Annotated in this window: 32 protein-coding genes and 1 pseudogene; 29 read left to right on the forward strand and 4 right to left on the reverse strand. The window is 42.2% G+C overall.

Annotated elements, in window-relative coordinates:
* Positions 1-52 precede the first annotated feature (52 nt).
* The 4 genes from FIU99_RS06710 (at position 53) to FIU99_RS06725 (ending at position 4,642) form a co-directional block, all read left to right on the forward strand.
* Positions 53-1,408, forward strand: coding sequence for a cache domain-containing protein (locus tag FIU99_RS06710; protein WP_006958852.1), 1,356 nt, complete (start codon positions 53-55; stop codon positions 1,406-1,408).
* On the forward strand, positions 1,401-2,039 hold the full coding sequence (locus FIU99_RS06715) for a response regulator transcription factor (protein WP_006958851.1): 639 nt from the start codon (positions 1,401-1,403) through the stop codon (positions 2,037-2,039). Before FIU99_RS06710 ends, FIU99_RS06715 begins: the two co-directional genes overlap by 8 nt.
* Before the next feature lie 88 nt (positions 2,040-2,127).
* Positions 2,128-2,466 carry a DOPA 4,5-dioxygenase family protein gene (locus FIU99_RS06720; RefSeq protein WP_006958850.1) on the forward strand — a complete coding sequence of 113 codons (339 nt, stop codon included), beginning with the start codon at positions 2,128-2,130 and terminating at the stop codon, positions 2,464-2,466.
* 301 nt (positions 2,467-2,767) lie between these two features.
* Positions 2,768-4,642 (forward strand): methyl-accepting chemotaxis protein, encoded by a 1,875-nt coding sequence (locus tag FIU99_RS06725; protein ID WP_006958849.1) that lies wholly within the window; start codon positions 2,768-2,770, stop codon positions 4,640-4,642.
* 30 nt (positions 4,643-4,672) lie between these two features.
* Here the strand turns inward: FIU99_RS06725 and FIU99_RS06730 are convergent, their stop codons facing one another.
* Positions 4,673-5,509 (reverse strand): patatin family protein, encoded by an 837-nt coding sequence (locus FIU99_RS06730; RefSeq protein ID WP_006958848.1) that lies wholly within the window; start codon positions 5,507-5,509, stop codon positions 4,673-4,675.
* A 247-nt stretch (positions 5,510-5,756) separates the two neighbouring features.
* Between FIU99_RS06730 and FIU99_RS06735 the strand changes: the two genes are divergently transcribed.
* The 3 genes from FIU99_RS06735 (at position 5,757) to FIU99_RS06745 (ending at position 8,305) form a co-directional block, all read left to right on the forward strand.
* On the forward strand, positions 5,757-6,233 hold the full coding sequence (locus FIU99_RS06735) for a Dps family protein (protein WP_006958847.1): 477 nt from the start codon (positions 5,757-5,759) through the stop codon (positions 6,231-6,233).
* A gap of 87 nt (positions 6,234-6,320) precedes the next feature.
* The gene (locus FIU99_RS06740; protein WP_006958846.1) at positions 6,321-6,545 is read left to right on the forward strand and encodes a hypothetical protein; all 225 of its coding nucleotides are present in this window, start codon (positions 6,321-6,323) and stop codon (positions 6,543-6,545) included.
* Positions 6,546-6,886: 341 nt separating this feature from the next.
* A complete protein-coding gene (locus tag FIU99_RS06745) occupies positions 6,887-8,305 on the forward strand; it encodes a basic amino acid/polyamine antiporter (protein ID WP_006958845.1) in 1,419 nt (472 codons plus the stop codon).
* Between the two features lie 25 nt (positions 8,306-8,330).
* On the opposite strand, the gene rarD is transcribed toward FIU99_RS06745, so the two are convergent.
* The gene (gene rarD / locus FIU99_RS06750; protein ID WP_006958844.1) at positions 8,331-9,221 is read right to left on the reverse strand and encodes an EamA family transporter RarD; all 891 of its coding nucleotides are present in this window, start codon (positions 9,219-9,221) and stop codon (positions 8,331-8,333) included.
* Between the two features lie 300 nt (positions 9,222-9,521).
* Here rarD and FIU99_RS06755 point away from each other — a divergent pair, with 300 nt between their 5' ends.
* Positions 9,522-9,878: a PilZ domain-containing protein gene (locus tag FIU99_RS06755; RefSeq protein ID WP_006958843.1), complete on the forward strand. Its 357-nt coding sequence runs from the start codon at positions 9,522-9,524 to the stop codon at positions 9,876-9,878.
* Between the two features lie 360 nt (positions 9,879-10,238).
* On the opposite strand, the gene FIU99_RS06760 is transcribed toward FIU99_RS06755, so the two are convergent.
* Both FIU99_RS06760 and FIU99_RS06765 read right to left on the reverse strand, forming a co-directional pair.
* On the reverse strand, positions 10,239-11,108 hold the full coding sequence (locus FIU99_RS06760; protein ID WP_152472143.1) for a hypothetical protein: 870 nt from the start codon (positions 11,106-11,108) through the stop codon (positions 10,239-10,241).
* Positions 11,109-11,915, reverse strand: a complete 807-nt coding sequence (locus tag FIU99_RS06765) for a HipA family kinase (protein ID WP_152472144.1) — start codon at positions 11,913-11,915, stop codon at positions 11,109-11,111.
* Positions 11,916-12,172: 257 nt separating this feature from the next.
* Here FIU99_RS06765 and FIU99_RS06775 point away from each other — a divergent pair, with 257 nt between their 5' ends.
* From FIU99_RS06775 to FIU99_RS06895, 21 genes and pseudogenes are all read left to right on the forward strand, one after another.
* Positions 12,173-12,892, forward strand: coding sequence for a hypothetical protein (locus FIU99_RS06775; protein ID WP_154351797.1), 720 nt, complete (start codon positions 12,173-12,175; stop codon positions 12,890-12,892).
* 143 nt (positions 12,893-13,035) lie between these two features.
* Positions 13,036-13,350: a hypothetical protein gene (locus FIU99_RS06785; RefSeq protein WP_039951583.1), complete on the forward strand. Its 315-nt coding sequence runs from the start codon at positions 13,036-13,038 to the stop codon at positions 13,348-13,350.
* A 150-nt stretch (positions 13,351-13,500) separates the two neighbouring features.
* Complete coding sequence (locus FIU99_RS06790; protein WP_006958821.1) at positions 13,501-13,932, forward strand: hypothetical protein; 432 nt, start codon at positions 13,501-13,503, stop codon at positions 13,930-13,932.
* 129 nt (positions 13,933-14,061) lie between these two features.
* A complete protein-coding gene (locus FIU99_RS06800; RefSeq protein WP_039951605.1) occupies positions 14,062-14,412 on the forward strand; it encodes a hypothetical protein in 351 nt (116 codons plus the stop codon).
* A 625-nt stretch (positions 14,413-15,037) separates the two neighbouring features.
* Positions 15,038-15,370: a hypothetical protein gene (locus tag FIU99_RS06805; RefSeq protein ID WP_006958841.1), complete on the forward strand. Its 333-nt coding sequence runs from the start codon at positions 15,038-15,040 to the stop codon at positions 15,368-15,370.
* A 701-nt stretch (positions 15,371-16,071) separates the two neighbouring features.
* A complete protein-coding gene (locus tag FIU99_RS27315) occupies positions 16,072-16,230 on the forward strand; it encodes a hypothetical protein (protein WP_006958839.1) in 159 nt (52 codons plus the stop codon).
* 222 nt (positions 16,231-16,452) lie between these two features.
* On the forward strand, positions 16,453-16,866 hold the full coding sequence (locus FIU99_RS06810) for a hypothetical protein (RefSeq protein ID WP_039951603.1): 414 nt from the start codon (positions 16,453-16,455) through the stop codon (positions 16,864-16,866).
* A gap of 103 nt (positions 16,867-16,969) precedes the next feature.
* On the forward strand, positions 16,970-17,527 hold the full coding sequence (locus FIU99_RS06815) for a hypothetical protein (protein WP_039951602.1): 558 nt from the start codon (positions 16,970-16,972) through the stop codon (positions 17,525-17,527).
* 153 nt (positions 17,528-17,680) lie between these two features.
* The gene (locus tag FIU99_RS06825) at positions 17,681-18,163 is read left to right on the forward strand and encodes a YbaK/EbsC family protein (protein ID WP_006958837.1); all 483 of its coding nucleotides are present in this window, start codon (positions 17,681-17,683) and stop codon (positions 18,161-18,163) included.
* Between the two features lie 162 nt (positions 18,164-18,325).
* Positions 18,326-19,000: a hypothetical protein gene (locus FIU99_RS06830; RefSeq protein WP_006958836.1), complete on the forward strand. Its 675-nt coding sequence runs from the start codon at positions 18,326-18,328 to the stop codon at positions 18,998-19,000.
* Positions 19,001-19,012: 12 nt separating this feature from the next.
* A pseudogene (locus FIU99_RS27740) lies at positions 19,013-19,115 on the forward strand (DUF3265 domain-containing protein).
* A 28-nt stretch (positions 19,116-19,143) separates the two neighbouring features.
* Positions 19,144-19,569, forward strand: coding sequence for a hypothetical protein (locus tag FIU99_RS06835; protein WP_006958835.1), 426 nt, complete (start codon positions 19,144-19,146; stop codon positions 19,567-19,569).
* A gap of 139 nt (positions 19,570-19,708) precedes the next feature.
* Complete coding sequence (locus FIU99_RS06840) at positions 19,709-20,059, forward strand: hypothetical protein (protein ID WP_039951601.1); 351 nt, start codon at positions 19,709-19,711, stop codon at positions 20,057-20,059.
* 144 nt (positions 20,060-20,203) lie between these two features.
* Positions 20,204-20,812: a hypothetical protein gene (locus FIU99_RS06845; RefSeq protein WP_006958834.1), complete on the forward strand. Its 609-nt coding sequence runs from the start codon at positions 20,204-20,206 to the stop codon at positions 20,810-20,812.
* Positions 20,813-20,940: 128 nt separating this feature from the next.
* Positions 20,941-21,300, forward strand: a complete 360-nt coding sequence (locus tag FIU99_RS06855) for a hypothetical protein (protein ID WP_039951600.1) — start codon at positions 20,941-20,943, stop codon at positions 21,298-21,300.
* A gap of 143 nt (positions 21,301-21,443) precedes the next feature.
* The gene (locus tag FIU99_RS06865; protein WP_039951599.1) at positions 21,444-21,836 is read left to right on the forward strand and encodes a hypothetical protein; all 393 of its coding nucleotides are present in this window, start codon (positions 21,444-21,446) and stop codon (positions 21,834-21,836) included.
* Positions 21,837-22,463: 627 nt separating this feature from the next.
* A complete protein-coding gene (locus FIU99_RS06870; protein WP_039951596.1) occupies positions 22,464-23,051 on the forward strand; it encodes a lysozyme inhibitor LprI family protein in 588 nt (195 codons plus the stop codon).
* 153 nt (positions 23,052-23,204) lie between these two features.
* Positions 23,205-23,666, forward strand: a complete 462-nt coding sequence (locus FIU99_RS06880) for a hypothetical protein (RefSeq protein WP_157622134.1) — start codon at positions 23,205-23,207, stop codon at positions 23,664-23,666.
* Positions 23,667-23,810: 144 nt separating this feature from the next.
* Positions 23,811-24,230: an Imm50 family immunity protein gene (locus tag FIU99_RS06885; RefSeq protein WP_039951594.1), complete on the forward strand. Its 420-nt coding sequence runs from the start codon at positions 23,811-23,813 to the stop codon at positions 24,228-24,230.
* A 177-nt stretch (positions 24,231-24,407) separates the two neighbouring features.
* Positions 24,408-24,839, forward strand: coding sequence for a hypothetical protein (locus FIU99_RS06890; protein WP_039951593.1), 432 nt, complete (start codon positions 24,408-24,410; stop codon positions 24,837-24,839).
* 130 nt (positions 24,840-24,969) lie between these two features.
* Entirely contained in the window at positions 24,970-25,377 is a 408-nt protein-coding gene (locus tag FIU99_RS06895; RefSeq protein WP_039951591.1) for a hypothetical protein, read from the forward strand.
* Positions 25,378-25,430: the final 53 nt, after the last annotated feature.

Consider the following 25,430-nt stretch of genomic DNA (forward strand, 5'->3'; position numbering starts at 1 on the left):
CTTGCTAAAGTAAAGCTGCTCGTATGGGCAGCTTTTTAGTATGGGAGAAGGAATGCCTCTAAAAGCTAAGTTGATTTTGTTGAGCTTGTTGCCGCTATTGTTAGTGATGGCGCTGACAAGTTGGATCGCTATCTACCAAACCAAAACGCTGGGTGACAAAGAAGTGAAAATCTTCCATTCCAGCCTCATTAAGTCAAAAGAATCGGCGCTCAAGGATCTGGTTGATTTGGCCTTTGATGCCATTGAGCACATCTATAACGATCCTAATATCGAAGAGCATCAGGCCAAGGAGCAGGTCAAAGCGATCATCAGTCGTCTGCAATATGGTACAGATGGCTACTTCTTTGTTTACGATAAGAACGGGACTAACTTAGTTCACCCTATTATGCCTGAGCTGGTGGGGCAAAACCTGCTGCACATTCAGGATGAAAACGGCAACCACTTAATTGAATCTTTATTGGCGCAGGCAAAATCCGGTGGCGGTTTTCATCAGTATTTGTGGCAAAAGCCATCCACAGGAGAAAGCGTTCCTAAACTGAGTTACGCGGCTTGGTTAAGCAAATGGAACTGGATGATCGGTACGGGTTTGTACATTGAAGATGTCACTGAAGAAGTGGCAAACCTCCAATTAGCGGTCAACGATAATATCGAGACGACCTTCTTTTCACTCATTGTGATTGTAGTGGTGACCGTTGCGGTGATTCTGGTTCTGACATTAGCCGTTAATTTACATGAGCATCGACTGGCGGATAAGAGCTTAAAAGAGCTGGCGCATAAAACCGTGATGTTTCAGGAAGACGAGAAAAAGCATTTAGCGAGGGAGCTTCACGATGGTATCAACCAGCTTCTGATCTCAAGCAAATGCCATTTGGAGTTGCTTGGCACTAAACTTGATGACGAAACTCAAAAGCAGCATCTGGCTAAATCGCAAAATTCTCTCATGACAGCGATTAATGAAGTTAGGCATATTTCTCATCAGTTAAGACCGAGTGCCCTTGATGATATCGGTCTTGAGGCTGCGATGACGACTTTGCTGACGGACTTTAAAGCGCATTCTGGCGTCGATGTTGAGGCGTCATTGTCAACCAGTCAGAGCAGGCTAAAATCAGAGGTAGCGACCACGCTTTACCGAGTGGCACAGGAGTCGCTGACCAATATAGAGAAGCACTCCCAAGCCAAGCAGGTGACGGTGATACTGCAGCAATTGGGTGACATGCTTCAACTGATCATACGTGATGATGGTGTCGGATTTGATGTAGGCTCGACGTTAAGGAAGTCGGGTATTGGTTTACGCAATATGCGTGAGCGAGTAGAGTTTTTGGGCGGCGATTTTGAGCTTGAAAGCGAACCAGGGTTTGGTACAGAGATTACCGTTCTGTTGAAATTAGATGGATTAATATATGGATAAACCGATCAAAGTGGTGATAGTGGACGATCACCAGGTCGTCTTAGATGGATTTATCGCTCGGCTCCAACTGGAACCAGAAATTGAGGTGATTGGCTCGGCCAGCAATGGCTTGGAGGCGATTGAAAAGGTTAAGGAGCTAACTCCAGACGTTGTGTTGATGGATGTGAGTATGCCATTAATGAACGGCATCGATGCCACGCGTCTTATCAAGGAAGAGCTGCCAGAGATTAAGGTGTTGATGCTGACCATGCATGATAACCGCGAATACATCATGAAGGTGATGCAGGCTGGTGCTGTTGGCTACATGCTGAAAGAGATTTGTGCCCGTCGGATGGTGCAGGCGATTAAAACGGTTTACCAAGGCTCCACCTATTTTTGCGAATCGGTTACACAAACCTTGTTTTCTCAAGAAGTGATTCCTGCTGCGCAAAAACCTAACCCTCTCAGTCGACGCGAGGAAGCCGTTCTTAAATTGGTTGCGGAAGGAAACAGCAGCAAAAAAATTGCAGCGCTGCTCAGTATTAGTTATCGAACCGTTGAAACCCATCGACAGAACATCAAGCAGAAACTGGATTTGCACAGTACGGCTGAACTCGCAAAGTACGCAGTGGAGCAGGGGCTGCTCGGCTAATCCCAAGTGTAATGAATGTAAGTGTTTGAGAGTTAATATCGGGAACGTGTTAGGATGAAGTATTCGAACACGTTCTTGTTTTATTGTTATGACCTATCCTAAGAATACCCATCAAGATTACCACGCACACGTCTATTTTGACGCTAACAGCAACGATTTTGCTTCTGAACTGAGGGAGCAAATCCGTCGCGAGTTTGACTTGTCTGTCGGGCGCTTCAACCAGAAACTCGTCGGCCCTCATACGATGTGGAGCTTTTCTGTGACGTTTACAGCGGGTGACTTCGATGCTCTTATCCCGTGGTTGGATAAATCCCGTGGCGAGTTGTCAGTTTTGGTCCATGCGCTAACAGATAATGACTTAGAAGATCATACGGAGTTTGCCTACTGGTTGGGTAAACCTGTTGAACTGAATCTATCTTCGTTTTAGATAACTTGCATTTATCACGCAAATTTATTGGTTTTATCTATCACTTGTGGAAATGATATTTTTAGAAGTTTTTATGTCTACCTTACTGATTAGACTTGGATAATTTACTATTTTAACGATAATGGCTATCACTGTTAATTATGATTAATCACTAATCATTAACTTTTTCAGCTTGGTTTATGTACTGTCTTGGCCCATACGGATGTTCGGGGAATGCCAGGAGGGCCAGTCATCATACTACTAGGCTGAAAAGTGCAGTTTGATTAAGCGCGCAGCCTAGGCTATTTGCCAAGAGGTATACGTGTTTAGTTTTAAAGCCAAGCTACTTATCAGCAAACTTTCGCTACTGGTTATTTCACTCGTTGCACTCGCTTATTTTCAGTATTCATTTTTGCATAGTGACAGAGAAAAAGAGATCCACAACACCATTGAATCAGTTCTGACTGGTGTAGAGAATACCGTGCAATCTGATATTGATGGGTGGAAAAACCTTGCGTTATCGACCACTCAGACCATTGAACACGAATACGCACCTAAAAGTATCGAACAGATCATTGAACAACCAAAATTAAAAGAGCTGTTTGTCGCGACGGGTATCGGCATAGAAGAAGATGGCGGTATTATTGAAAATGTACCAGGCTGGGTGCCAGACAGCACATGGGATTCTCGTGAACGCCCTTGGTATCAGGATGCAAAGACACATCGTTCTTTGATCATTACTGAGCCCTATATCGATGTTAATACTCAGCAGCAGATGATCTCCATCTCAGCGCCTGTCGTTGTAAAAGGGGAGTTTAAAGGGGTCACTTTCTTTGATGTTAGCCTTGCGGTATTGAGTGAGAAAATTAACCGAATTTCACCATTGAATGCGGGTTATCTGTTTTTGATGACCAAAGACGGCAACATCATTTCTCACCCAAACAAAGACTATAACGGTAAGCAGCTGTCTGAGGTGTACCCAGAGCTAAAACTGGGTGGTGATGACCAGGTACTGACCCTTGATGGTGAAAAGAACATCGTCCAGCAACTACCGTTGACAGGCCATGATTGGATCATCGGTTCTGTACTGAAAGAAGATATTGTTTTCCAATCACTGGATGACATGCGTGACCAGACGTTGATGTATCTTCTGGCCGTCATCATGATCTCAGTTGTTGTGTTGGGCTTCGTGGTCAACCTACTGATGAAGCCGCTATCGAACATGACGACTGGCATTAACAGTATCTCGGGCGAAGGTGATAAGAAAGATCTAACTTACCGCCTTGAAACTAAAGTTGATAAAGAGTTTGCACATATTGCGGGCGCGTTTAACGGCTTTGTTGAAATGCTACAAAACAATATTCAAACCTCTAAACTATTTGCCAATGACCTGACTTCGACAACCAGAACTGCTGTGGAGAACTCGGAGCGCTCTGAAGCTTCCATCCTTAAACAACAGCAAGAAGTTGAGCAGCTTGTGACGGCATTGAATGAAATGAGCAGCACCGCGCAGGAAATGGCGCGCAACACTCAAAGTGCGGCTCACGCCGCCAGTCAGGCACACGACGCATCGGTTGAAGGTGTTCAGACGGCGGTAAACGCCAGCTGCATCATCGGAGAGCTGTCAGCGCAGGTCGCTCAGTCTGAACAGGATGTCAAACAGCTCAATGTGTCTGCCGATAACATTAAGGGAATTCTGAGCGTCATTTCTGACATTTCAGATCAAACCAATTTGTTGGCACTGAATGCAGCGATTGAAGCAGCACGAGCAGGGGATTCAGGTCGAGGTTTTGCTGTTGTTGCCGATGAAGTTCGCCAGCTTGCACTGCGTACACAAAGCGCAACGGCGGATATTGGTAAAATTCTCGAAGAGCTGGAGACTGGTACTGAGCAAGTAGGGCAGTCTATGTCAGTCAGCCTGACCAAAGCGGATGAGGCGATTAGTGGAATGAAGCAGGTTGAGATGGGTCTTAATACTATTAATGAGTCTGTTCAATCGATCAACGATATGAACGTACAGATCGCGACTGCCGCTGAAGAACAAAGTTTAGTTGTCGAAGAGATCAGCACCAATGCGACAAACATCTATACCTTATCCAGCGAGGTGACGGATCTGGTGTCGAACACGCGAACAGCTGTTCAGAAACTGAAAGACCAAAACGAATCTGACAAATCCCTCGAAGCATTCGTTGTTTAAATAGGAAAGACCGCCATCGGCGGTCTTTTTTTACAGGCAGAAATGACAATTCTCCGCATCTAATCCATAAGCGCCTTTGCGGCTGGCTAGGTGCTTTCTCCCTTCTTCGAACCCCATGAAATAACCTTCATCTAAAGCCAGTTTTTTCATTGTTAATCGTTTCACGGTGAAATTCTCTGGTGGCGCGATGACACGCACTTTAACCCCTTCTGGTGGATTGCGAATAAAGGCTAACGCTTGGTTGTATCCTTCGGCTCTTCTAGTCAGTGCCTCGGCAATTTTCGGGTATTTACGTAGCAGCTTTTTGATTACCCAAGAGCTTTTCGGCTTAGGCATCTCGTAGCTGAGTGGGTGAGATAGGACAACCGTAATGTCCGTCGCACCGCGGCGATACGCCTCCATCACAGGAATGGAGTCTGCGACGCCGCCATCGGTGTAGCAGCCACCAGAGAAGCAGGGCGTTGTTTTATACGCTATAGGCAGTGCGCTGGTGGCTTCAATGATCTGGCTGAGATTGCTGTGATTGAGCTGGTAGTAGTCAGCTTGTCCCGTATTGATATTAGTGGCAACAGCCAGCATTGGGGCCGACTGGAACACTTGGTGTGTGTCTAGCGGATAGCGCTTCTCGGATTCTGACACCAACCAATGCACGTCAATAAGATCACCACCTTTTACAAACCGTTTAGGGTTGTAAAAATCTCGGTCAGTGGCCAGTTCAGTAATGACATGATAGCTACGGCCGATCTGCTTACCAAGATAGCCGAGTAGATTGGACGCACCCGCCGAAACGCCAATGACAAAGTCATAAGGGTAGTAATCATCGTCAATAAATGTATCGAGCACACCCGCAGCAAAAATGCCGCGCATTGCGCCTCCTTCAACAACAAGAGCCTTCACTATCTTGTCCTCAACCAATTGTTTTATCCAGAATAACGCCAGCGAACGACATCGGATAATCGGATCTAGGCATCATTGAAATAGGCAAAAACTATAGATAGGAAACTCCTATTGAAAGTATAGAAATGAACGTTTTTAACTATCTTATCGTGATGGATATAGTGAAGTCATTGAAGGGCAACAGCCTAAGAATATTGAAATTAATGAGGAATGCATGATGACAAACCAAATTAACTTAATCGGCCTAAACAACGAAAAATCACAAGCACTGGCGGCCGAGTTGAATGCGTTGTTAGCGCACTACCAAGTGCTTTACATGAACACCCGCGGTTATCACTGGAACATCAAAGGTCAGCAGTTTTTCGAATTGCATGTGAAATTTGAAGAGATCTACACAGATCTTCAAACCAAAATTGATGAGTTGGCGGAACGTATTCTGACGATTGGATCAACGCCAGACCACAGCTTTAGCCAATACTTGGCCAAGAGTGATATTGAAGAACACCAGAATGCGACAACAGGTAAAGAATGTGTGAGAGGCCTTGTTCATGGTTTCAGCACGTTACTGACTCAGCAACGCGCTATTTTGGCTCAAGCTGAGGATGCAGAAGATGAAGGTACAGCTGCCTTGATGGGTGACTACATTCGAGAGCAAGAAAAGCTAATGTGGATGCTTAATGCATATATGCAATAAAGATACTGTTTAAATAAACAGTCTTTTTCTTGAACTATTGGTGAGGATATCTATACTGTATATAAATACAGTTTCTGGAGGTGAGTTATGTTGTGGGAAACCCTTGAACGTGTTAATCGCCTGCGTCAGGAGGCGCTTAACGACCCAGAATTTATTCGCTCGGCAAAAGCGCATGAGAAAGCGTTAGAATCTCAAGAGGTTCACTATATAGGGACTTCAAAGCGTTCAGCTAAGTCGAAAAAAACAAAAGCGCTATCGGACATTTACCAGCAGTCAGAATTCGGGTATGACCCTTCTGGCTCTCACCATTAATCTACAATAAAGTGGGGCGACAGTGCCCCGCTTTTTTTCGTTCTCTCGTTTGGGTATTCACAGTCAACCAACCCCTCTTGATGGTTTCATACATTCTTTGGTTTGATTTCTTGATAATTTATTGATTTGCCAATTTGTTTCGTGGTGGTTTTAAATTCTAATATATATTGCATATGTGGAATTAAATATTACCATGGCGACTTGGTTTGATCAGTAACAATGAAGTGTTTGATTATGAACCTATCTTTGCGACAGCAATCACAACTGCTCTGCCGCTTATTGATATTTCTTCGTAATATGACCACTTCCATAGCGTTCGAATTTATAATCCGGAAACAACAATGAACAACAAACTCGGGCTCAGTTCTCTTACTGCGATCGTCATTGGCTCAATGATAGGCGCAGGTGTATTTAGCTTGCCACAAAACATGGCTGCTGTTGCGAGCCCCGCTGCCGTGATGATCGGTTGGTCGATCACGGGGATCGGCATGGTTTTTCTCGCTCTCTCATTTCAAAAGTTAGCTTTCCACAAGCCTCATATCGAGAGTGGTGTATTCGGCTACGCCAAAGAAGGGTTTGGCGATTTCGTCGGCTTTTGCTCTGCGTGGGGGTATTGGCTCAGTGCGATGTTAGCCAATGTCTCTTATTTGGTGATTGTGTTTAGCACGTTGGGTATGCTGTTTGACACACCAGACAATATTATTTTTGGTCAGGGTAATACTTGGGTGTCGATCTTAGGCGCTTCTGCCTTGTTGTGGATGGTGCATGCTCTGGTTTTACGCGGCGTCCAGACTGCGGCTTTGATTAACATGGTCACGACTTACGCCAAGTTGGTGCCGCTATTTGTTTTCATACTATGTGCTCTGTTTGCTTTTAGCTGGGACACATTTACGCTCGATTTTAGTGGCCTTCATTTCGGTGAAGGACATGGGTTATTGGAGCAAGTAAAAAGTACCATGCTGGTGACCGTTTGGGTCTTCATCGGTATTGAAGGCGCGGTGGTCGTATCAAGTCGAGCTCGAAACCGGAAAGACATTGGCCGCGCAACGATATTAGGCCTGCTTACCGCGTTATCTATCTATGTGTTAGTGACGTTACTGTCGATGGGCGTTATTAAACCAACGGAACTCGCCCACTATCAGAACCCTTCAATGGCAAAAGTGCTGACTCATATCCTTGGGCCTTGGGGGCAATACGTTATAAGTATTGGTTTATTGGTGTCTGTTTGTGGTGCATTTTTGAGCTGGACGGTTTTGGCGTCAGAAGCTCCGTATCTATGTGCCAAAGAGAAAATGTTCCCAGCCAAGTACGCTAAGTTAAACAAGGCGGGCAGTCCGGTAAGACCGTTAACCCTGACCAATGTTTGGGTTCAAATCTCTCTCATCTTTGTGATGTTCGCGGGTAGCACGTACGATACCTTACTGATTATTGCCTCCGAAATGATCCTAGTGCCTTACTTTTTGGTGGGCGCATTTGTACTAAAACTGGCGCTAGAGCAGAAAAATAAAGGCAGCCTGCTAGCCATTGGTATCGGTGCAACCTTGTATGGGCTTTGGTTGCTGTACGCTTCCGGGCTCAATTATTTACTGCTTTCTGCCATTCTTTATCTGCCGGGTTTGTACTTTTACATTCAGGCTAAAAAAGAGCAGGGTATTAACCCATTCGAAGGTAAAGAGAAGGTAGGGGCTGGACTATTGAGTGTGGTCGCCGTGTTGGCTGTTGGCCTGTTGTGGCAAGGCATGATTAGCCTTTCATTTTAAAAAAATCCCCCAACTGGGGGATTTTTTATGAGCGTTTTAGTACAACTCGGTTTTTGGCGCTTTCTGCAATGGTGAACAGCAAGCCTGCCCATATTAGGCTGAAACTCACTAGTTTGACTTCATCGAAGACTTCGCCAAATAAATAGATCGCCAACAAAAACTGGATAGACGGCTCAATATATTGCATTAGGCCGACGGTCGACATACTGGTTAAACGAATCGCGAGAGAATAGAAAAGCAGTGGAATCAAAGTCGCCGGAGCTGCGCCAACGTAGAGGGCAAAAGTCTCCCAGCCAGAGTTAAGAGATTCCGTTCCAACCGTCGCTTCTTTGAAAATAAGGTAGCCCAGTGCAAATGGCGTCAGTGCTAGAGCTTCAACAAACAGACAGGTGCTCCACTCGTATCGGATCTTTTTCTTGCACCAACCATACAGCGTAAAGAAGATCGCCATCGTGAGTGCGATAACGGGTACCTGTCCATATTGCATCACTTGATAGCTTAAACCAGCGCTGGCCAGCACCAGCGCGACCTTCTTGCCAAGTGAAAGCTTTTCTCCCAACACAAATACGCCCAGTGCCGTCATCGTCAATGGGCTGATAAAAAAGCCTAAGCTGGCATCGATAACGCGATCATTGGTGATTGCCCATGTGAAAGCGCACCAGGAGATAGACATCAAGGTACTACCAAGGAATGTAATGGCAAGAGAGCGGCGATCCGCGAAAATAGCTGAAAAGTCAGGCATTCGCTTGGTGACAAATAACACAATCAGTATGCCAAAGGGCACAGACGCGACCAATCGAACGGTAAGTAGCTCGTCTAAAGCCGCGTTAGGCAAATATTGATAATAGAGTGGCAGTAAACCCCATAGAAGGAATGAAAGCGCTGCCATCCAGTTACCGGTACGTTCTTGTGACATCGAATAAACCTAGCGATTAATATGCGTGCAATGTATGCGCAAAACTGCGTATTGTAAAGAAGTTTGTTGTGTCGTTGTTTTCTGGTTTTTATTCATTTAAAAACAATGAGGTACAATGATTTGATTAAGTGATTATACAGTGTATCAAGATCACAGGCTCAAAACTAAGCGCTAAAGATTTTCTTTTAATAGTCGACAGTTATACTATCTGGAAATTTAATTGATATTGGTGACGAAAAACCACCAGTACAAGGTAAGGATCTTCGGGACGCTATCACTCGAAGTAATAGGAGATTGTTGATGAGTGATTTTGAACAAAAACGTAAATTCTATCGCTTGAAATACCCAAGAAGAGCACGGCCTTCTGTGCGTATTTCTAACGAGCTGTTTCACGTGACCGAAGTTTCTGAAGGTGGTATTCGAGTTGTAAAGAATACATTTACCGACTGGTACAAAGGGCTGGCTATGTCAGGTACCCTCAATTTACACAACAACAAGCAAGTGACTTTTGAAGGCGCAGTGCTTCGTTTTGATCAGAATGAAGTGATTGTGAAGCTAAAGAAAGGACCAACGTTTAAGAATATGGTCGAAGAGCAACGCCATATTCGCCAGAAGTACCCAACGTATTTCTCCCGACCAATTACCGAAGTCGCATAAATACAATCTTAACTGTTACATCAATGTAATTTTTAAACCGCTGGCACTCATGCCCAGCGGTTTTTTCTAATTAGAATCGAAGATGCCAAGCAGATGGTGATCATCACCACGCCTGTGCTCACTTATGTTTGTGATAAAAACACAGTAAATTTAAAATCAACGGGTTAGGTGAGTTGGTGAAGAGATACTACGCAACCAAAGTGCGCATGCGCGTTTTGTTCAGGCGTTATTTCAATCTTTCTGTAGAGGAATCAGGGAGATTTGTTGAAAATCGGGCATTTAGAAATGAGCATGCGTAGTATACAAATGTTAAGTAGCAGCTCGTAAAAAGTAACTTAAACACAAGCTGCATTGAAAGCATTACGCAACGTCGACGTTACACCATTCCGAAATTTCATCGGCTAATGAATCTATCTCTACATGCGAACCAACATGGAAATTATGTGGTTTTAGAAGCCAAATGAATTTGTCTAATTCGTTCTCAATCTCAATCTGTGTTTCTTTTTTTAATGAGTCATCAGGTAGCATTAAAAACACTGCATTAGCATGGGTTTTTAGGTGGTTCGAGGCAATATCTATATCTCTATAACCGTCAAACAAATTGCACTTCACTCGCTGAACGTCTGAATAGGCTGTAGATACAAGCGTGGCTGTACCGTTTGCTTTCTTATAAGGTAAAAACAAGTTATGTATTACGTTTCCTTCACTAACCGTTTGATATGGATTCTCAGGCACATGCATTGAATACGCAACATCCAAATTAGCTTTGAGTTTTTCCTTTAAACTATTGTAAACGTTATCTCTCGACGTCGACGAGAATCGATTAGTAGCAACTTTACGTACTTTTTTGCCCAATGGGATAGTGTTTTTGTATAAGTTATTCAGTACGTCAGCAACGTCTTTCCCTTGGGCAAAACCAATTCGTTTTAATGTTATTTGTGGGGTTAGGTTTTGTGAGTCATTTAACTCTTTTCTAAAGACCAGTTCTCGGGCAACGTTACATGCTAGTTCAAGCTGAAATTGCATTTCTTTACCGTAAAAGCAATTTATGCGCTCGTAGTAGTCAAGCATCTGTACGCTGAACTCACCAGATTGCTCTTTGAATCCTACACCTATGTTTAGCGTTTCGCCCGTTGAAATATCTGGTGTCCACTGAAACTGATACCAGTTCCCAGAAACATTTGTCACACGCGCGGTGGAATTTAAAATATCGTTTAAGGTATCCATCATTTATGCCAACATTCTCAAGCTTTCGCAAACACGTTCATTACCTAAAGTAGCTCTTGTTTCAATAAATGTTTCAAGGGCTTCACGTCTTTCAGGATCTTTTGCAAGTAAAACATCCCACCAATAACATAGCTCCTGCCTTATGTTATTGTAGACCTCTTCATGAGCGTTCGTTGCGTGAGCAACCATCGACTTTACTGGTAATGGTGTGCAGTTTAAGGCGAAGAGGTTATTAGTTAAAACATTTTTTGCTACGTGGTTAGGATCTAATTGGCTTGCTTGCCAATTCAACGTAATAGGTAAATTGCTATGGTCAAAAAGATAAATTCGGTTTTTCCCCGCAACCATTATATTGCCTAGGTGCCTGTCTTCATTGGCAACCCAGTCATCAAATGCGATGGCATCGGAAACCTTATCCCAACCAGCAACCAAGTTCATTAAGGTTGTACATTCTTTAATATCTTCAACTTCGTAGAAGCTACCTGGTGTTGCGCCATCGAGGCTACTGACAACGAACGCCCAGTTTTCATACTGGTTTGTTTCGTCATCAAATTGTTGCGGAGTGGTATTAATTAATCCGGCATGTTGCGGGACAGGCAAACCACAGTGTTTGGCGATGATATAACCTGTTATTTCGTTCACTAAAGCCAATGTACGTGTTTTGCTAAAACGTTTAATAAATGCTTTAGAGTTTTTTCCATCGTTCCACTTTATGCCACAAGAATAAGTTTGAGCCATCAAACCAGATGTTTGCTGTGCATAAATTGCTGACAGTTGCTCGTAGGAGAGCACTTCAATGCATGTATTCATTATGTTATATAGAGCCAAGTTTCATATTGTGAGTAGTCTAAGCTAATGGTGCCTATGGTCAACAAGATAATCTTGCTTACGTTAGTCAGTGCACGCAATTTGAATGCTACTTAACAAAGCGTTTAAGACGGATTCCCAACGCATGGTATTTTTGGTTTACTTCGTCTTTAGTGTTTAAGGCACAATGCTTTAAGTGCAGTGGTCTGCGTTGCTCACCACTTAACGCGGCGTTAACTGTTTTTAGTAAGGTATTAAAGTTGAGCAATTGTTGGATTTGTAATGCTCCAGCTAATAGTGGTGAGCACATAGTCAAAAAAAGTGATTTGAAACAGATGTTTCCTGGGGTCGTAAATCAGCAATCTCCTATCTTTCATAGAAAAAATGGAGAACAAAAACGACCTATTGGTAGTCTTAATGCTGAAGCATTGAAATACGAAAAAAGTATATGTTCAAACTGTAATGGCGGATTAACTCAACGACATGATGAGTCATGGCGAACACTATCAAATACCTTAATGTCATTAACTAGACAGCGTTGTTCGACTGTTGACTTAAAGAAAGTGTTCCCATCCTCTGTTTACCAGAGCGTGATTAATGTACAGCTATTCTTTGCTAAGTTGTTTGGTTGCAAAGCAATAGAGTCAGGCCTAGACGTTGACTTAACCTGTACAGCGAGCTCCATTGTTAATAATGACGTTCACCCTAATATATATTTAAAGTTTCGCCATAGTGATAATGGTAAATCAGCAAGTTATTGTGCAGTGTCAGATTTTGAGGTGTTTCATGATAAACACGGAAGACTGATATATGCTCATTTTTACTACACAGTTGGCGAGTATACCGTTGATGTTTTGTATTCAGAGAATGTCGAAGACCTAGATATGAAAGGTTATTTCAAGCCAGATCAAACTATCACATCATTTGAACTATGTGAGGTAGATTATCTTCAAGGCTTTTCGGAACAAAAAAACAGTTAACAAACGCTTCAAGACGGATTCGCAACGCGTGGCATTTTTACTATGCGTTAAGTTCAGTGATTTAGGTGGTATGCGCAAACATCGCATTGCGTTGCTCACCGCTTAAGCGGGCGTTAGGTGTTTTTACATAAGGGGCCAATACAATGGAAGTCAAAGTTTGGACGAGTGGTAAGCCCAATTATGAGACAGGTGCAGGTTTAGGAGTTCGTATTGCTCGGGTGGATCGAGATTCCAACTTTTCTCAATCGCAGCCAAACATAAGGTTGCTAATAGATGATGAATTAGTTGAGATAGAGCTTACTCCTAGCTTTTGGAGAAAGTGCCATGAAATTAGGCATCGAGAGATAGGCAAGTGGATCGTATATCATGGTCTTCACAAAGCACCCAAAGGTCATCCTAATAAACTTTTACTAGAACGCACAATGCCTAACGAGTACAAGCTTTGCCAGCGTAAATAAAGGCTCCACACCTAACCAAGCATTTAAGAGGGATTCTCAACGCTTGGCATTTCAGCTTCTACTTCAATTTAAGTGTTTATGGCACAATATGTTAAGTCGGGTGGCTGCGTTGTTCACCCCTTAATGCGGCGTTATGCATCAGGAGATAAAATGAAGAAAGAGCAAGAGTTTTACCGCGAAAGAACGGTTGGGCTGTTAACGAATTTTCAGCTCCTAGAGCTTTCGTTGAAAATGTATATTGGAAAGTCATATGACTTTATTCATGCTCTTGTTGGTGACCGAATCCACTTTGGTTTTTCGATTGACGATGTAGAAAATTATCCGTTAGAAAGACTACTCAACACATTCGTTAAGTTAAACGACAACAAAGAATTACATAAACGTCTCAATAAACTCAGAAAGCAGCGAAATTATATAGCCCATGAAGCTCTACTTGTTACTATTGGCAACAATCCGAATATGGATACACTCCATGAGAAATCACATGAATTCTTTGAGTTAGAGGATGAGTTAAGTGATTGCCTAAAGGTTCTGGTTGCTGAGTTTGAAAAGCTTCATGTGAAATACGTGGCAAATGCATAACAAACTGTTCAAGAGGGATTCGCAACGCGTGGCATTTTCACTATGCGTTGGTTTTAGTGATTAAGGTGGTTTTCAGAGGCATCAGTATTGCGTTGCTCACCCCTTAACAGAGCGTTATGTGGAGAAAGTATGAGTAAAATATGGCGAGAGTTAGCGGACCCTAAAGTGCACTCTGATTTCATGAGCTCATATAATGAAGGTGGTGTACCTGTAAAGAAAAGTAGGGATAACCTTTTGGAGCAATGGGTTTACTTTGTCAACGTATGTGGTTTTACATTTCAATTTGTCAGTATTGAGCAGATCATTGAATGCAAAGCGTATTTTGTGCAGAAAGTTCATCCCTCAACGCGTGACTCTCACCCACCATCTGAACATTTTTGGCATCCTTGGTATTGTAAATTACCAAAAGGCTTAAACAAAACATCCAATCGTAAAAGAGTTCTAAAGGCATTAGATTGTGCGTTGCAAAAGTGGAGCTAGTCTCCACATAACCAAGCGTTCAATTGGACAGTTAACGCTTGACAGTTTTGGCTCACAGTTTAGCTTTAGTGTTTATGCCACAATGATTTAAATTTGTGGTAGCGTTGCCTGCCCATTAACGCGGCGTTATGGTGCAGCAAAGTTTATTCTTGTTTGGCTTGTTGGTTTATCGCTCGCTGCGTGTTTCAAAGCAGTTTTTGCTCAATCACTTGATTCCAAATTTTGCTCTCTGGTGAAAAGCCGCTTTGAGTAAGTTGTTAAGGCTAATCTGCCGTTTGAAATTGGCTCCCAAGTGGGTTTGGAATTGCGGCAATTAGCTGAATCTTGGCTTTAGTGGGGCGGCCCTTCTTAGTTTTAGTTGGCCGTATCTCTGTTGTAGGTTTCTTCTTCGGGCTTTAATTGGTTGCTGCATAGCGGTTTGTTTGGTTTCGTGGCCGCAAAGAAGCTCATGCTTTGCTGTGAGTGTAGTGGCTGCCTTAACCTTCCATAACCAAGCGTTCAATTGGACATCCAACGCTTGGCAGTTTTGGTTCACAGTTTGGCATTAGTGTTTATGCCACAATGGGTTAAGTATGTGGTAGCGTTGTCTGCCCATTAACGCGGCGTTATGTGTCAGGAGGCAAACATGCAAAAAAAGGTGATGTTTGCAGATTTCGCAAACACAGATTTAGTTGAGTTTAAATATAATATTGACCCTTGGGAGCCTTTGAATAGTTCTATCGAACTGACAACTCATGATAGGGCTGGCGGTTTCCGAAAATTTAAGTTTATGAATGTATCCAATCTAACCATTGAAGAAGGTTTCGATGGTTATCTTGGAGGTATGGCTATTGTGGATATAAGTTGTCGTCAGTGGTCACATGCTCAGATTGAAGTCCAAAATTTTGAGTCGGGTCCGGGAATTCGTTTTTTAGCAATGAGTTTAGAAAGCTCAACTGCTGAAGAGTTTGACACATAACAAAGCAATCAAGGTGATGCTTTTTACTCGGCGGTTTTGGTTCGGAGTTCAGTGTGCTTGGTGAGTTTATCGTGGCACACCTTATTGCAAGCGTTATGGTGCAGCAAGATTTAGTTGTTATTTGTCTTGGTGGTTTGGCGTTAGAGGTGAGTTTCATAGCCATTCTCACATGTCCACTAGGTTCCAAATTTTATCTCTGGTGAAAAGCCGCTTTGAGTTTTTCATTAAGGCTAATCTGCCGTTTGCGTTCTGCTTCCAAGTGATATCGGTATTGCGGCAATTACCTGAAACTTGGCTTCAGCGGGGCGGCCCTTCTTTGTTTTAGTTCGCTGTATCGTTGTTGTTAGGTTTCTTCTTTGGACTCATTGGGTTGCTGCATACAAGTTTGTTGTGTTTTGTGGTTGCAAAGCGCTCGTATTGTACGGTGAGTGTAGTGGTTGTCTCAGGTTTCCATAACCAAGCGTTTAATCGGACAACCAACGCTTGGCAGTTTTGGCTCACAGTTTAGTTTTTGTGTTTATGGCACAATGGCTTAAGTTGGTGGCAGCGTTGTTTGCCCATTAACGCGGCGTTATGGTGCAGCAAGATTTAGTTCTTGTTTGGTTTGTTGGTTCAGCATTCGCTGCGAGTTTCATTGCCACCCTTACATGTCCACTAGGTTCAAAGTTATATCTCTGGTGAAAAGCCGCTTTGAGTGTTCCATGAATGCTAATCTGCCGTTTGCATCTATTTACCAAGTGAAATTAGTACAGCGGCAATTAGCTGAATCTTGGCTCCAGTGGGGCGGCCCTTCTTTGTATCAATTGGCCGTATCGTTGCTGTTAGGTTTCTTCTTTGGGCTTCATGTGGTTGCTGCATAGTGGTTTATGGGGTTTCGTGGCCGCAATGAGCTTACGCTTTGCGGTGAGTACATTGATTGTCTTAGGTTTCCATAACCAAGCGTTTAATCGGACAACCAACGCTTGGCAGTTTTGGTTCACAGTTTGGCATTAGTGTTTATGTCACAATGGTTTAAGTTTGTGGTAGCGTTGTCTGCCCATTAACGCGGCGTTAGTTGGTTCAGTACAGGGAACGAAAAAGTAATGTATAAACAAACGGAAGTTAACAAGATACTGATAGTCATCCTTTCTATTCTCAGTGCAATTATAGTTTTAACATCGAATCACATTGGCAGTATGCTCATAGCGTTGACAGTTAATCTTGTAATCGGTGCATTGTTTTACTCGATGTCTGTTGAGGTAAGTGGTAATAAAGTGTGCTGGTATTTTGGTTTTGGCTTTCTTCGAAAGGAAGTCGAAGTTTCAAGTATTGTAGATATTTCGTCTTATGAAACGAAATGGTATCAAGGCATTGGAGTTCGTTTGCTAAAAGATGGTTGGTTATACAATGTCTCAATAGGTAAGGCTTTGAAATTAAAGATGTCTAATGGCAAAAATATTTACCTAGGGTGCAAAGGCGCTGAATGTCTTCAGCATGCGTTGGAGTCCACCAACTAACAAAGCATTTAAGAGTGATTCGCAACGCTTGGCAGTTTCGCTTCGCTCAAGTATAGCCAAGCGTCGCTCACACCTTAATGCGGCGTTATGTGTTTGGAGACATATGAACGAGTTTTATCGATTAGAAAAAATGATCGCAGAGATACAGACAAAAGTAGAGTTGTATCAAGAATTGTTTGGCTCTGAGGAATCGGTCAAAGCATTGAATCACAGCTTTCCTGAGTGTTTTTCGAATATTCAAGAATCGTTGTTCTTCGAGATTGTCTGTAGAACAAGTGCATTATTTGACCCGGCAGCAACAAGAAGTGATAACAATCTAACCCTTGATTATCTGGTTACGTTAAGTGGGGGGAGTTATTCGAAAGATCTTCACCTGACTCTAGAAAGTATTAAGCTTGATTTTAAAACGACAGGCCTTAAGAAAATTCGAAATAAACTATATGCCCATAACGATTTAAAGTCTTACATGGGTAAAAGGACATTTGTGAATGAAATAAGCTACGAAGGCATGCTTACCTTGTTAAGTCGTTGTTTTTCTTTTGTGCGTACATTAGGCGTTGAAGCCGATAAAATAGATAAAGACCAAATTATTGTTCGTTCTACAACGTTACCAAGCTCTCGTAATGGTAAAATCTTAGTGAGTCGGTTGATAAACACATAACAAAGCATTTAAGAGTGATTCGCAACGCGTAGCATTTTTGCTATGCGTTGCGTTTAGTGTTTAAGGTGGTATGCGGAAGCTTCGGTATTGCGTTGCTCACACCTTAATGCGGCGTTATGTTTATCGTCGAATAAGCAAGATTAAGGAGGATATATGTCAAAGGAATTGAAGTCTTCGTCATTGAAAGTACAGGAGTTTTTGTCTCGAAACGGCCAAGATTTTGTCGTTCAGGAAATGCCAAGTTCTACTCGTACAGCGCTCGATGCCGCTGAATCTATCGGATGTACCGTTTCCCAAATAGCGAAGTCGTTAATCTTTAAGCATGGAGAAACCGGTGAGCCGGTGCTAGTTGTTGTCTCTGGCTCTAACATGGTGTGTGCTAACAAAGTCAGAGAAGCTACAGGAATTGTTCTCACCAAAGCAGACGCTTCTTTTGTTCGTGACAAAGTTGGTTACGCTATAGGCGGTGTACCACCAGTTGCTCACAATTCATCAGTCCACACCATTTTGGACAAAGATCTAAATCAGTATTCTGAAATTTGGGCAGCAGCGGGAACACCTAATTCAGTGTTTAAGCTGAATCCGCAGAAATTAGGTGAACTAACACAGGGACAGTGGATAGATATAGCAAAATAAACATAACAAGCAATTTAAGAGGGATTCACAACGCTTGGCATTTTTGCTTTTACATCAAATTTAGTGTTTATGGCACAATGCTTTAGGTTTGGGCGAAGGCGTTGTTCACCCCTTAATTGGGCGTTATATTTCTAGTCAAATTTACAACGAAAGTGGTGTTTTGTGTTTTCTGAGAACAATAAAAAATCTATAGCGAAAGCTATAGAGTCATTTAAGTCCGTTTTTGCTATGGGCGGAGTATTAGCAGCAACAATCGCAGTTGTAAACTTTATATCTGCTTTTGTATCGTTCGATTTTGCGTACATGTTCCAAGTTCTTCTCGACATGTATAAAGCATTCGTACATCAACCCATGGATTGGTTCTTTTCATTGCTTGGTATTACAGTTCCATCTTCGGTAAAAGATGTCATTTTCTTTTATTTGTTACTGGGCGGCTGCTTTATGAGAGCAAGGAAAGGAGAGCAAATTTATAACAATGACTCAAATGCCACAATTAAAACGGCCTTTGAAGCTTTGGTTCATCGTAAGTCAATTGGTGGGGGTATTTCCATGAGTACAGGGCTTTCAGCTATGTATCAAAACTCGCCAAGATATTTGCAACAATTAATGGACTTTGGACTCTGGCCTAGAGTTGCTATGCAATATTACAGATCGCCAATGGTACATAAAAACCTTTACTTAGGTACATTTCCTACATTTGCAGCAGGTTATAAGGTTGGTGAAATGAAGCCGTTTCAATATGACCGTCGAGTAGTATTTATGACCCAGTTGCTTTTTATTTCGTTTGGTGTTGTATGTGTTTTTATCGTTAATGGTTTTCTGACAATGGCGAAATAGAAATATAACAAACTGTTTAAGAGGGATTCGCAACGCGTGGCATTTTCACTATGCGTTGGTTTAAGTGTTTAAGGTGGTTTGCGGCGGCTTCGGTATTGCGTTGCTCACCCCTTAACAGGGCGTTATGTGTTTTTAGGACAAAAATGGAAATTTTCGAAATTCAACTAGGAAACTCAATCGGTCCAGTCAAGCTTGGTATGACAGAAACTGAAGTGAGCAATGTTATCGGAGCTTCTGATTACATCTATGGTCATCGCCATCATTTTTTAGATGGTCTCATGGTAGATTTTAATAATGAAGGAAGAGTTGAGTTCATTGAAGCTGCTGCGTCTGAGTTGTTTTCAACGACATTGTTTGGCTTTGACGTACATAGGACTTTAGCGGCTAATGTGCTCGAACGAGTTCAGCTAGAAGGTAACTATGATCATGCTGATCCAGAGTTAGGCTATAGCTACGTGTTTAAAGAGCTTCAGTTATCTTTCTGGCGTCCAACTCTTCCTGACCTAGAAGAAGGTGAAGGGTTGTACTTTCAATCGGTTGCAATTGCTTCCAAGGGTTACTTTGAGTAAACACATAACAAGCAATTTAAGAGGGATTCACAACGCTTGGCATTTTTGCTTCTACTTCAAATTTAGTGTTTATGGCACAATGCTTTAGGTTCGGGGGAGGCGTTGTTCACCCCTTAATTGGGCGTTATGTGGAGAAAATATGAGTAAAATATGGCGTGAGTTAGCAGACCCCAAAGTGCACTCTGATTTCATGAGCTCATATAATGAAGGTGGTGTACCTGTAAAGAAAAGTAGGGATAACCTTTTGAAGCAATGGGTGTACTTTGTCAACGTATGTGGTTTTACATTTCAATTTGTCAGTATTGAGCAGATTATTGAATGCAAAGCGTATTTTGTGCAGAAAGTTCACCCCTCAACGCGTGACTCTCACCCTCCATCTGAACACTATTGGCATCCTTGGTATTGTAAATTGCCAAAAAGCTTAAACAAAGCATCCAATCGTAAACGAGTTTTAAAGGCATTAGATTGTGCGTTGCAAAAGTGGGGCTAGTCTCCACATAACCAAGCGTTCAATTGGACAGTCAACGCTTGGCAGTTTTGTCTCACAGTTTGGTATTAGTGTTTATGCCACAATGGCTTAGGTTTGCGGTAGCGTTGTCTGCCCATTAACGCGGCGTTATGCACTTAGGGTTATATGAAAGAACTATTGGAAAGAATTCAAACAGAGTTTGATGAAGCAGAAGGTAATATTCGCATCGTTGATGCTGATTGGTATGCGGACGATCTTAGGATTAGCCTTTCAGTCTTGATGCATAATGAGGCTGCTCCTGAACTTTGGGAAGTGCAGTGTATTGGTGTCGTTGAAGAGTCTATATGCTCTGTTGAAGAAGAGTTACTCTCTATATCTAAGAACTCTCCTCTTTTAATTCCGTACCAAGAAGTAGAAATTGACCTGTTTTTTTCGGGGAACTCATGCAGCCCAGAGTCACTTCTTGGTGTTCTTTTCAGCGCCTGTGTGGAGATAATGGGAAAAGCGGAATACTTAGTCCGGTTCTTGAATCAAAAGCCAACAGTAAATGGGATCGTGAAAGCTAAATTTGGTACTTTAGGTCGCTTCCCCAAACCATTGGCTGACAAAATTACTCAAGAGCTAAGTGCACTGCCAATAAATATCAAGCCCATTGAGGTAGGCGCTCCAAAACATTGGACAGGTTCAGAATTCATAAGTTACCCAAGCTTGTCTGTCTTTGAGTTAGGTAATTCTTACGTTATAGCAGAAAGCTTTGGTGCAGTACGTGCATAACAAAGCATTTAAGAGTGATTCCCAACGCTTGGCATTTTTCATTCTATCGTTGGGGTTAGTGTTTAAGGTGGTATGCAGGAGCTTTTGTATTGCGTTGCTCACACCTTAACAGGGCGTTAGGTGAATTAATGGAATATCACTACACAAAGAATGATAGATTGATGCAGCTAAATGACTTAAAAGGACGTTTGACGCTTTTAATTGCTCATCTTCAACTAAACCATAACGATGCCAAGATAATTTCAATATACGAGCGTGCTTTGTTTGACCTAGATGAGCTGATTTTCAATGGTTTTAACCAAAATCAATTGTCGAATGTTAGTGGTTCAATCCCAGATCTTTTTAATCGGCACAAAGATTGGGTACCTCCCTTAGAAGTTGGCTCTGATGGTAAGTTGTCTGAGCCGCAATGGTTTTTAGCGTTAGAGAACTATCTTCAACCTGTTCTAAAAAGTGCAAGGGAACTAAAGGAGTTGGGTGCGCGATAATTCACCTAACAAATTGTTCAAGAGGGATTCGCAACGCGTGACATTTTTACTATGCGTTGGTTTTGGTGATTAAGGTGGCATGCGGCGGCTTTGGTATTGCGTTGCTCACCCCTTAACAAGGCGTTAGGTTTAAAGGAGAGATAGTGAAGTTCGGCAAGCATAAGAAAGAGTGGTTATTGCTCGTTATAAGCATTGTATTTTCAATGGCTTCGATGTTTTTTGATATTCAAACGGTAGACGATACTATTTGGTTCCAGAGGTCAGGAGCAGTTTTGGTATTGTTTGCAGCAATTGTCGAATATCGCCTTGCGAGTTACTCACATGACGAAGTTTTCGATGCTATAAAGGTTACAGCTAAGAAAAGAGCGGTTATGCCTAACATATCAGACAACGATCTGGTCAACGGGTTAGTAAAGTCCAATATAGCGAGTAAACCTGAAACGCCAAAAGACAGAAAGGTTTTAAAGCTTTTTGCTCATGTGTTTGTTGTTTTAGGTACGGCTATCTGGGGTTATGGTGACTTGCTAGTTGTCTAAACCTAACAAGCAATTTAAGAGGGATTCACAACGCTTGGCGCCCTCACTTCAAGTCAATTAAGTGCTTATGGCACAATGCTTTAGGTTTGGGTGGAGGCGTTGTTCACCCCTTAATTGGGCGTTATGGTGCAGCAAAATTTAGTTCTTATTTGGTTATTGGTTCTCCTTTTGTAGCGAGTTTCCTGTGAGCTCTTATTTCCTCACTTGGTACCAAATTTTTATCTCTGGTGAAAAGCCGCTTTGGGTATTTCTCTATGGCTAATCTGCCGTTTGCGTTTTATCCCAAGTTACATGGTACAGCGGCAATTAGCTGAATCTTGGCTCCAGTGGGGCGGCCCTTCTTTGTATCAATTGGCCATATCGTTGTTGTTAGGTTTCTTCTTTGGACTTCATCGGGTTGCTGCATGCTGGCTTGTGGGGTTTTCGTGGTTGCAAAGAGCTCATGTAGTGTGGTGAGTGTATGGGTTGTCTTAGGTTTCCATAACCAAGCGTTTAATCGGACAACCAACGCTTGCTGGTTTTGTCTCACAGTTTGGTTTTTGTGTTTATGGCACAATGGTTTAAGTTTGTGGCAGCGTTGCTTGCCCATTAACGCGGCGTTAGGGCTCATAGGATGATTCGGTGTAAATGAATGAAATGATAGAAAAGTTGGGCTTCGTTTTACTAGGAGCTCTCATGACGGGCATTGGTTATCTTATAAAGCGAAGAATCGAATCAAAGCCTGAATTAGAAATTTTGGATAAGCATCAAAAAGTTCTAGATATACATAAAAAAATGAGTGAGCAAGGTTTAGATATCTCAGGCTTAAACCAGTTTGCTTCTATGCTCACAGAAAAAAGTAGTGCGGTGCAGAGTCATGTTTTAGATTTAAACACTAAATCGGTTTCTCATATGCAGACGAGTAGCACTGAGCATATTACTCAAACTGAAATGAACCAAATGGCTTCGGATAGTTATAATCGTTCATTAGTTAAAATGAACGAAGTTTACGCTCAATTAATGAGTAAGCTAGATAGTGACCGCACCGAAGCGTACGGGTCTGCACAGGTAAAGTGGAACGAGTATATCGAAGCCCATGCGAGATCAGTAGCTGATATGTACAAAGGGGGCTCCATATACCCATTGATATATTACTCGGAACTCGAAACTTTAGTTTTTGAACGAACTGCTCGCTTGCAGAGTGAGCTAGACGAACTAGTATCGCTGGGTAACTGAGCCCTAACAAACTGTTTAAGAGTGATTCGCAACGCGTGGCATTTTTACTATGCGTTGGTTTTAGTGTTTAAGGTGGTATGCGGAAGCATCGGTATTGCGTTGCTCACACCTTAACAGGGCGTTAGGGCTATTGAGGGAAAAATGGCGAGAATTATGGTGAAATTTTTAGTGTTGGTGTCTTCAGTTGTTTCATTTGCATCTGTTTGCAATGAAATTGATGATTTCCAAGCTCACGCTTTGAGTGAAATTAGTCATTTTTACGGAAAAGTTGAAGCTAGTAACCTAAAGCTAGTCAGCACTATAAGGGTGAATAACGTGGTTCATAACCCGAATGAATTAGATCGTTACATTCAGTTGTCTTTTTACGACATAGTTGATCTAGTTGATAGTAAAGACTCCGAAATTGCGCATATAGAGAAAGCTCTTGGGAAACCTTTTTGGGCTATCAATAATTATACAGCTACATACAGAATGACTGACACAGAGAGTTTACTCGCTCCAGAACACAGTTTTTATAGTGTGGGCTACGGTCAGGTCATGCTGTCTGGGCAGTTAAAAACGCAGTTAAAGCCATTGATGCCCTCAATTAATGTTGATGGCCCCAGTCGAGATTAGCCCTAACAAAGCGTTTAAGACGGATTCACAACGCTTGGCACTTTAAGTTCAAGTTAGCTTAAGTGTTTAAGGTACAATGGGTTAGGTTTGGTGGTTGGCGTTGTTCACCACTTAACGCGGCGTTAGGTATTTTTGGAGTATAACATGGCATGGGACTTTATTGAGAATTCTGCATTATTGCTTGAAGAGTTTGATGAACCACCTTCATTTCATGATGCTTATATAAATATGCTGAACTTGAATTCAGGGAACTTAAACTCTGGTGGCAAAAATGCTCCCAGTGTCACTGTTGTTTTTGACTTCCCTTGTTACACAGGCTCGGAACAAGAATATCAAATATCCCATTACTCAGAGGTTACAATCGAGTTTTTGGGAGTTTCATCCGTAGATATTAGCGGTTTTACCTATGACAATTGCTTGTATTATCTAAATGTTAAAAAGGATGAAATGTCAGGGTTGTTGTCTGTTGTAATGAGCTCTTCGACGAATGTTGAATCCTTCGAATGCAATATGATTTGTACGTCGATCGTGGTTCAAAAGTGTTTGAGAAAAACAAATACCTAACAAGGCGTTCAAGACGGATTCACAACGTTTGGCGATTTCAGTTCCAGTCAGGTTAAGTGTTTAAGGTACAATGGTTTAGGTTTGGTGGTTGGCGTTGTTCACCACTTAACACGGCGTTAGGTGCTTATGAGAAGAATAATAACCTTAGTAATTGGTGTCTTAATTACAGGAACATGTATGGCTGAAGGCATTTTTATACATTCACACAGTGCTGCTTCTAATCGGTTCGCGATATTAGACGAAACTGACAAAGTAGCATTTCTCTACCTCACAAAGCCAGGAGAGCAGTCACCATCAAAAGATGCGATCGCATATATGCGAGTAAAACCACCGGTTAACTTTGACTGGAAAGCGGATGCTTCTAAGGGAGAACCACCATTATTACCTGCAAAGTTGGCCTCTGAAAAAGCAGTAATAACAGGTACCAGTGAAGCGGATTTTTCCTTCAAATGGTCATCTGATGGTAATGCAGTGGCTTTGAGTTATAAAAATGAGCCAATTGCTTTTGTTGTAGCTAGTGAACCTACCGGATTTTCTAAGGCGGTATCGATTGATAATGCTTTAACAAATGCGTGGAATCAGGTGTTGTATACAAAGCACTTTGAGTAACACGCACCTAACAAAGGCATCAAGGGTGACGCGTTACACTCGGCGGTTTTGGTGTGGAGTTCAGTGGGCTTGGTGAGTTAGTCGTGGCGCACCTTATGCCCGGCGTTAGGCATCAACAGGGAGAGTATATATGTCTAAAATTGAAATCGGAGTGGTAATTACATTGATTATATCTGTTGTCTCAGGTGCATTATTTCTAGGACAGTTAGACGGTAGGCTATCAGCAATTGAAGATGACAAGGATTATGCATCTTTGAAAGAAGATAAGAAAGATGCTATCCAACTAATAGAACTAGCTAAGACTCAAGCCATGGCAGAGATAGAAAAGTCTAAGGGCACTTTGGAAGAAGATGTGTCAAGTCTCAAGGTCAATGTTGGTAATTTATCTACAAAGATAGAAAATGTAGATAATCGCAAGCTATGCTATTGCTTAGAAGCGAGACACAATGGAAGTTCATGTAGTTCAAATGGTGGTTGGACTGCATATAAAGGTGATGGAAAAACTCCAGATAAAATAAAAGTTTACTATTGTGAATAAATGCCTAACAAGCAATTTAAGAGGGATTCACAACGCTCGGCATTTTGGCTTCT

It is taken from the genome of Vibrio sp. THAF64, from assembly GCF_009363455.1.
GTDB classification, from domain to species: domain Bacteria; phylum Pseudomonadota; class Gammaproteobacteria; order Enterobacterales; family Vibrionaceae; genus Vibrio; species Vibrio coralliilyticus.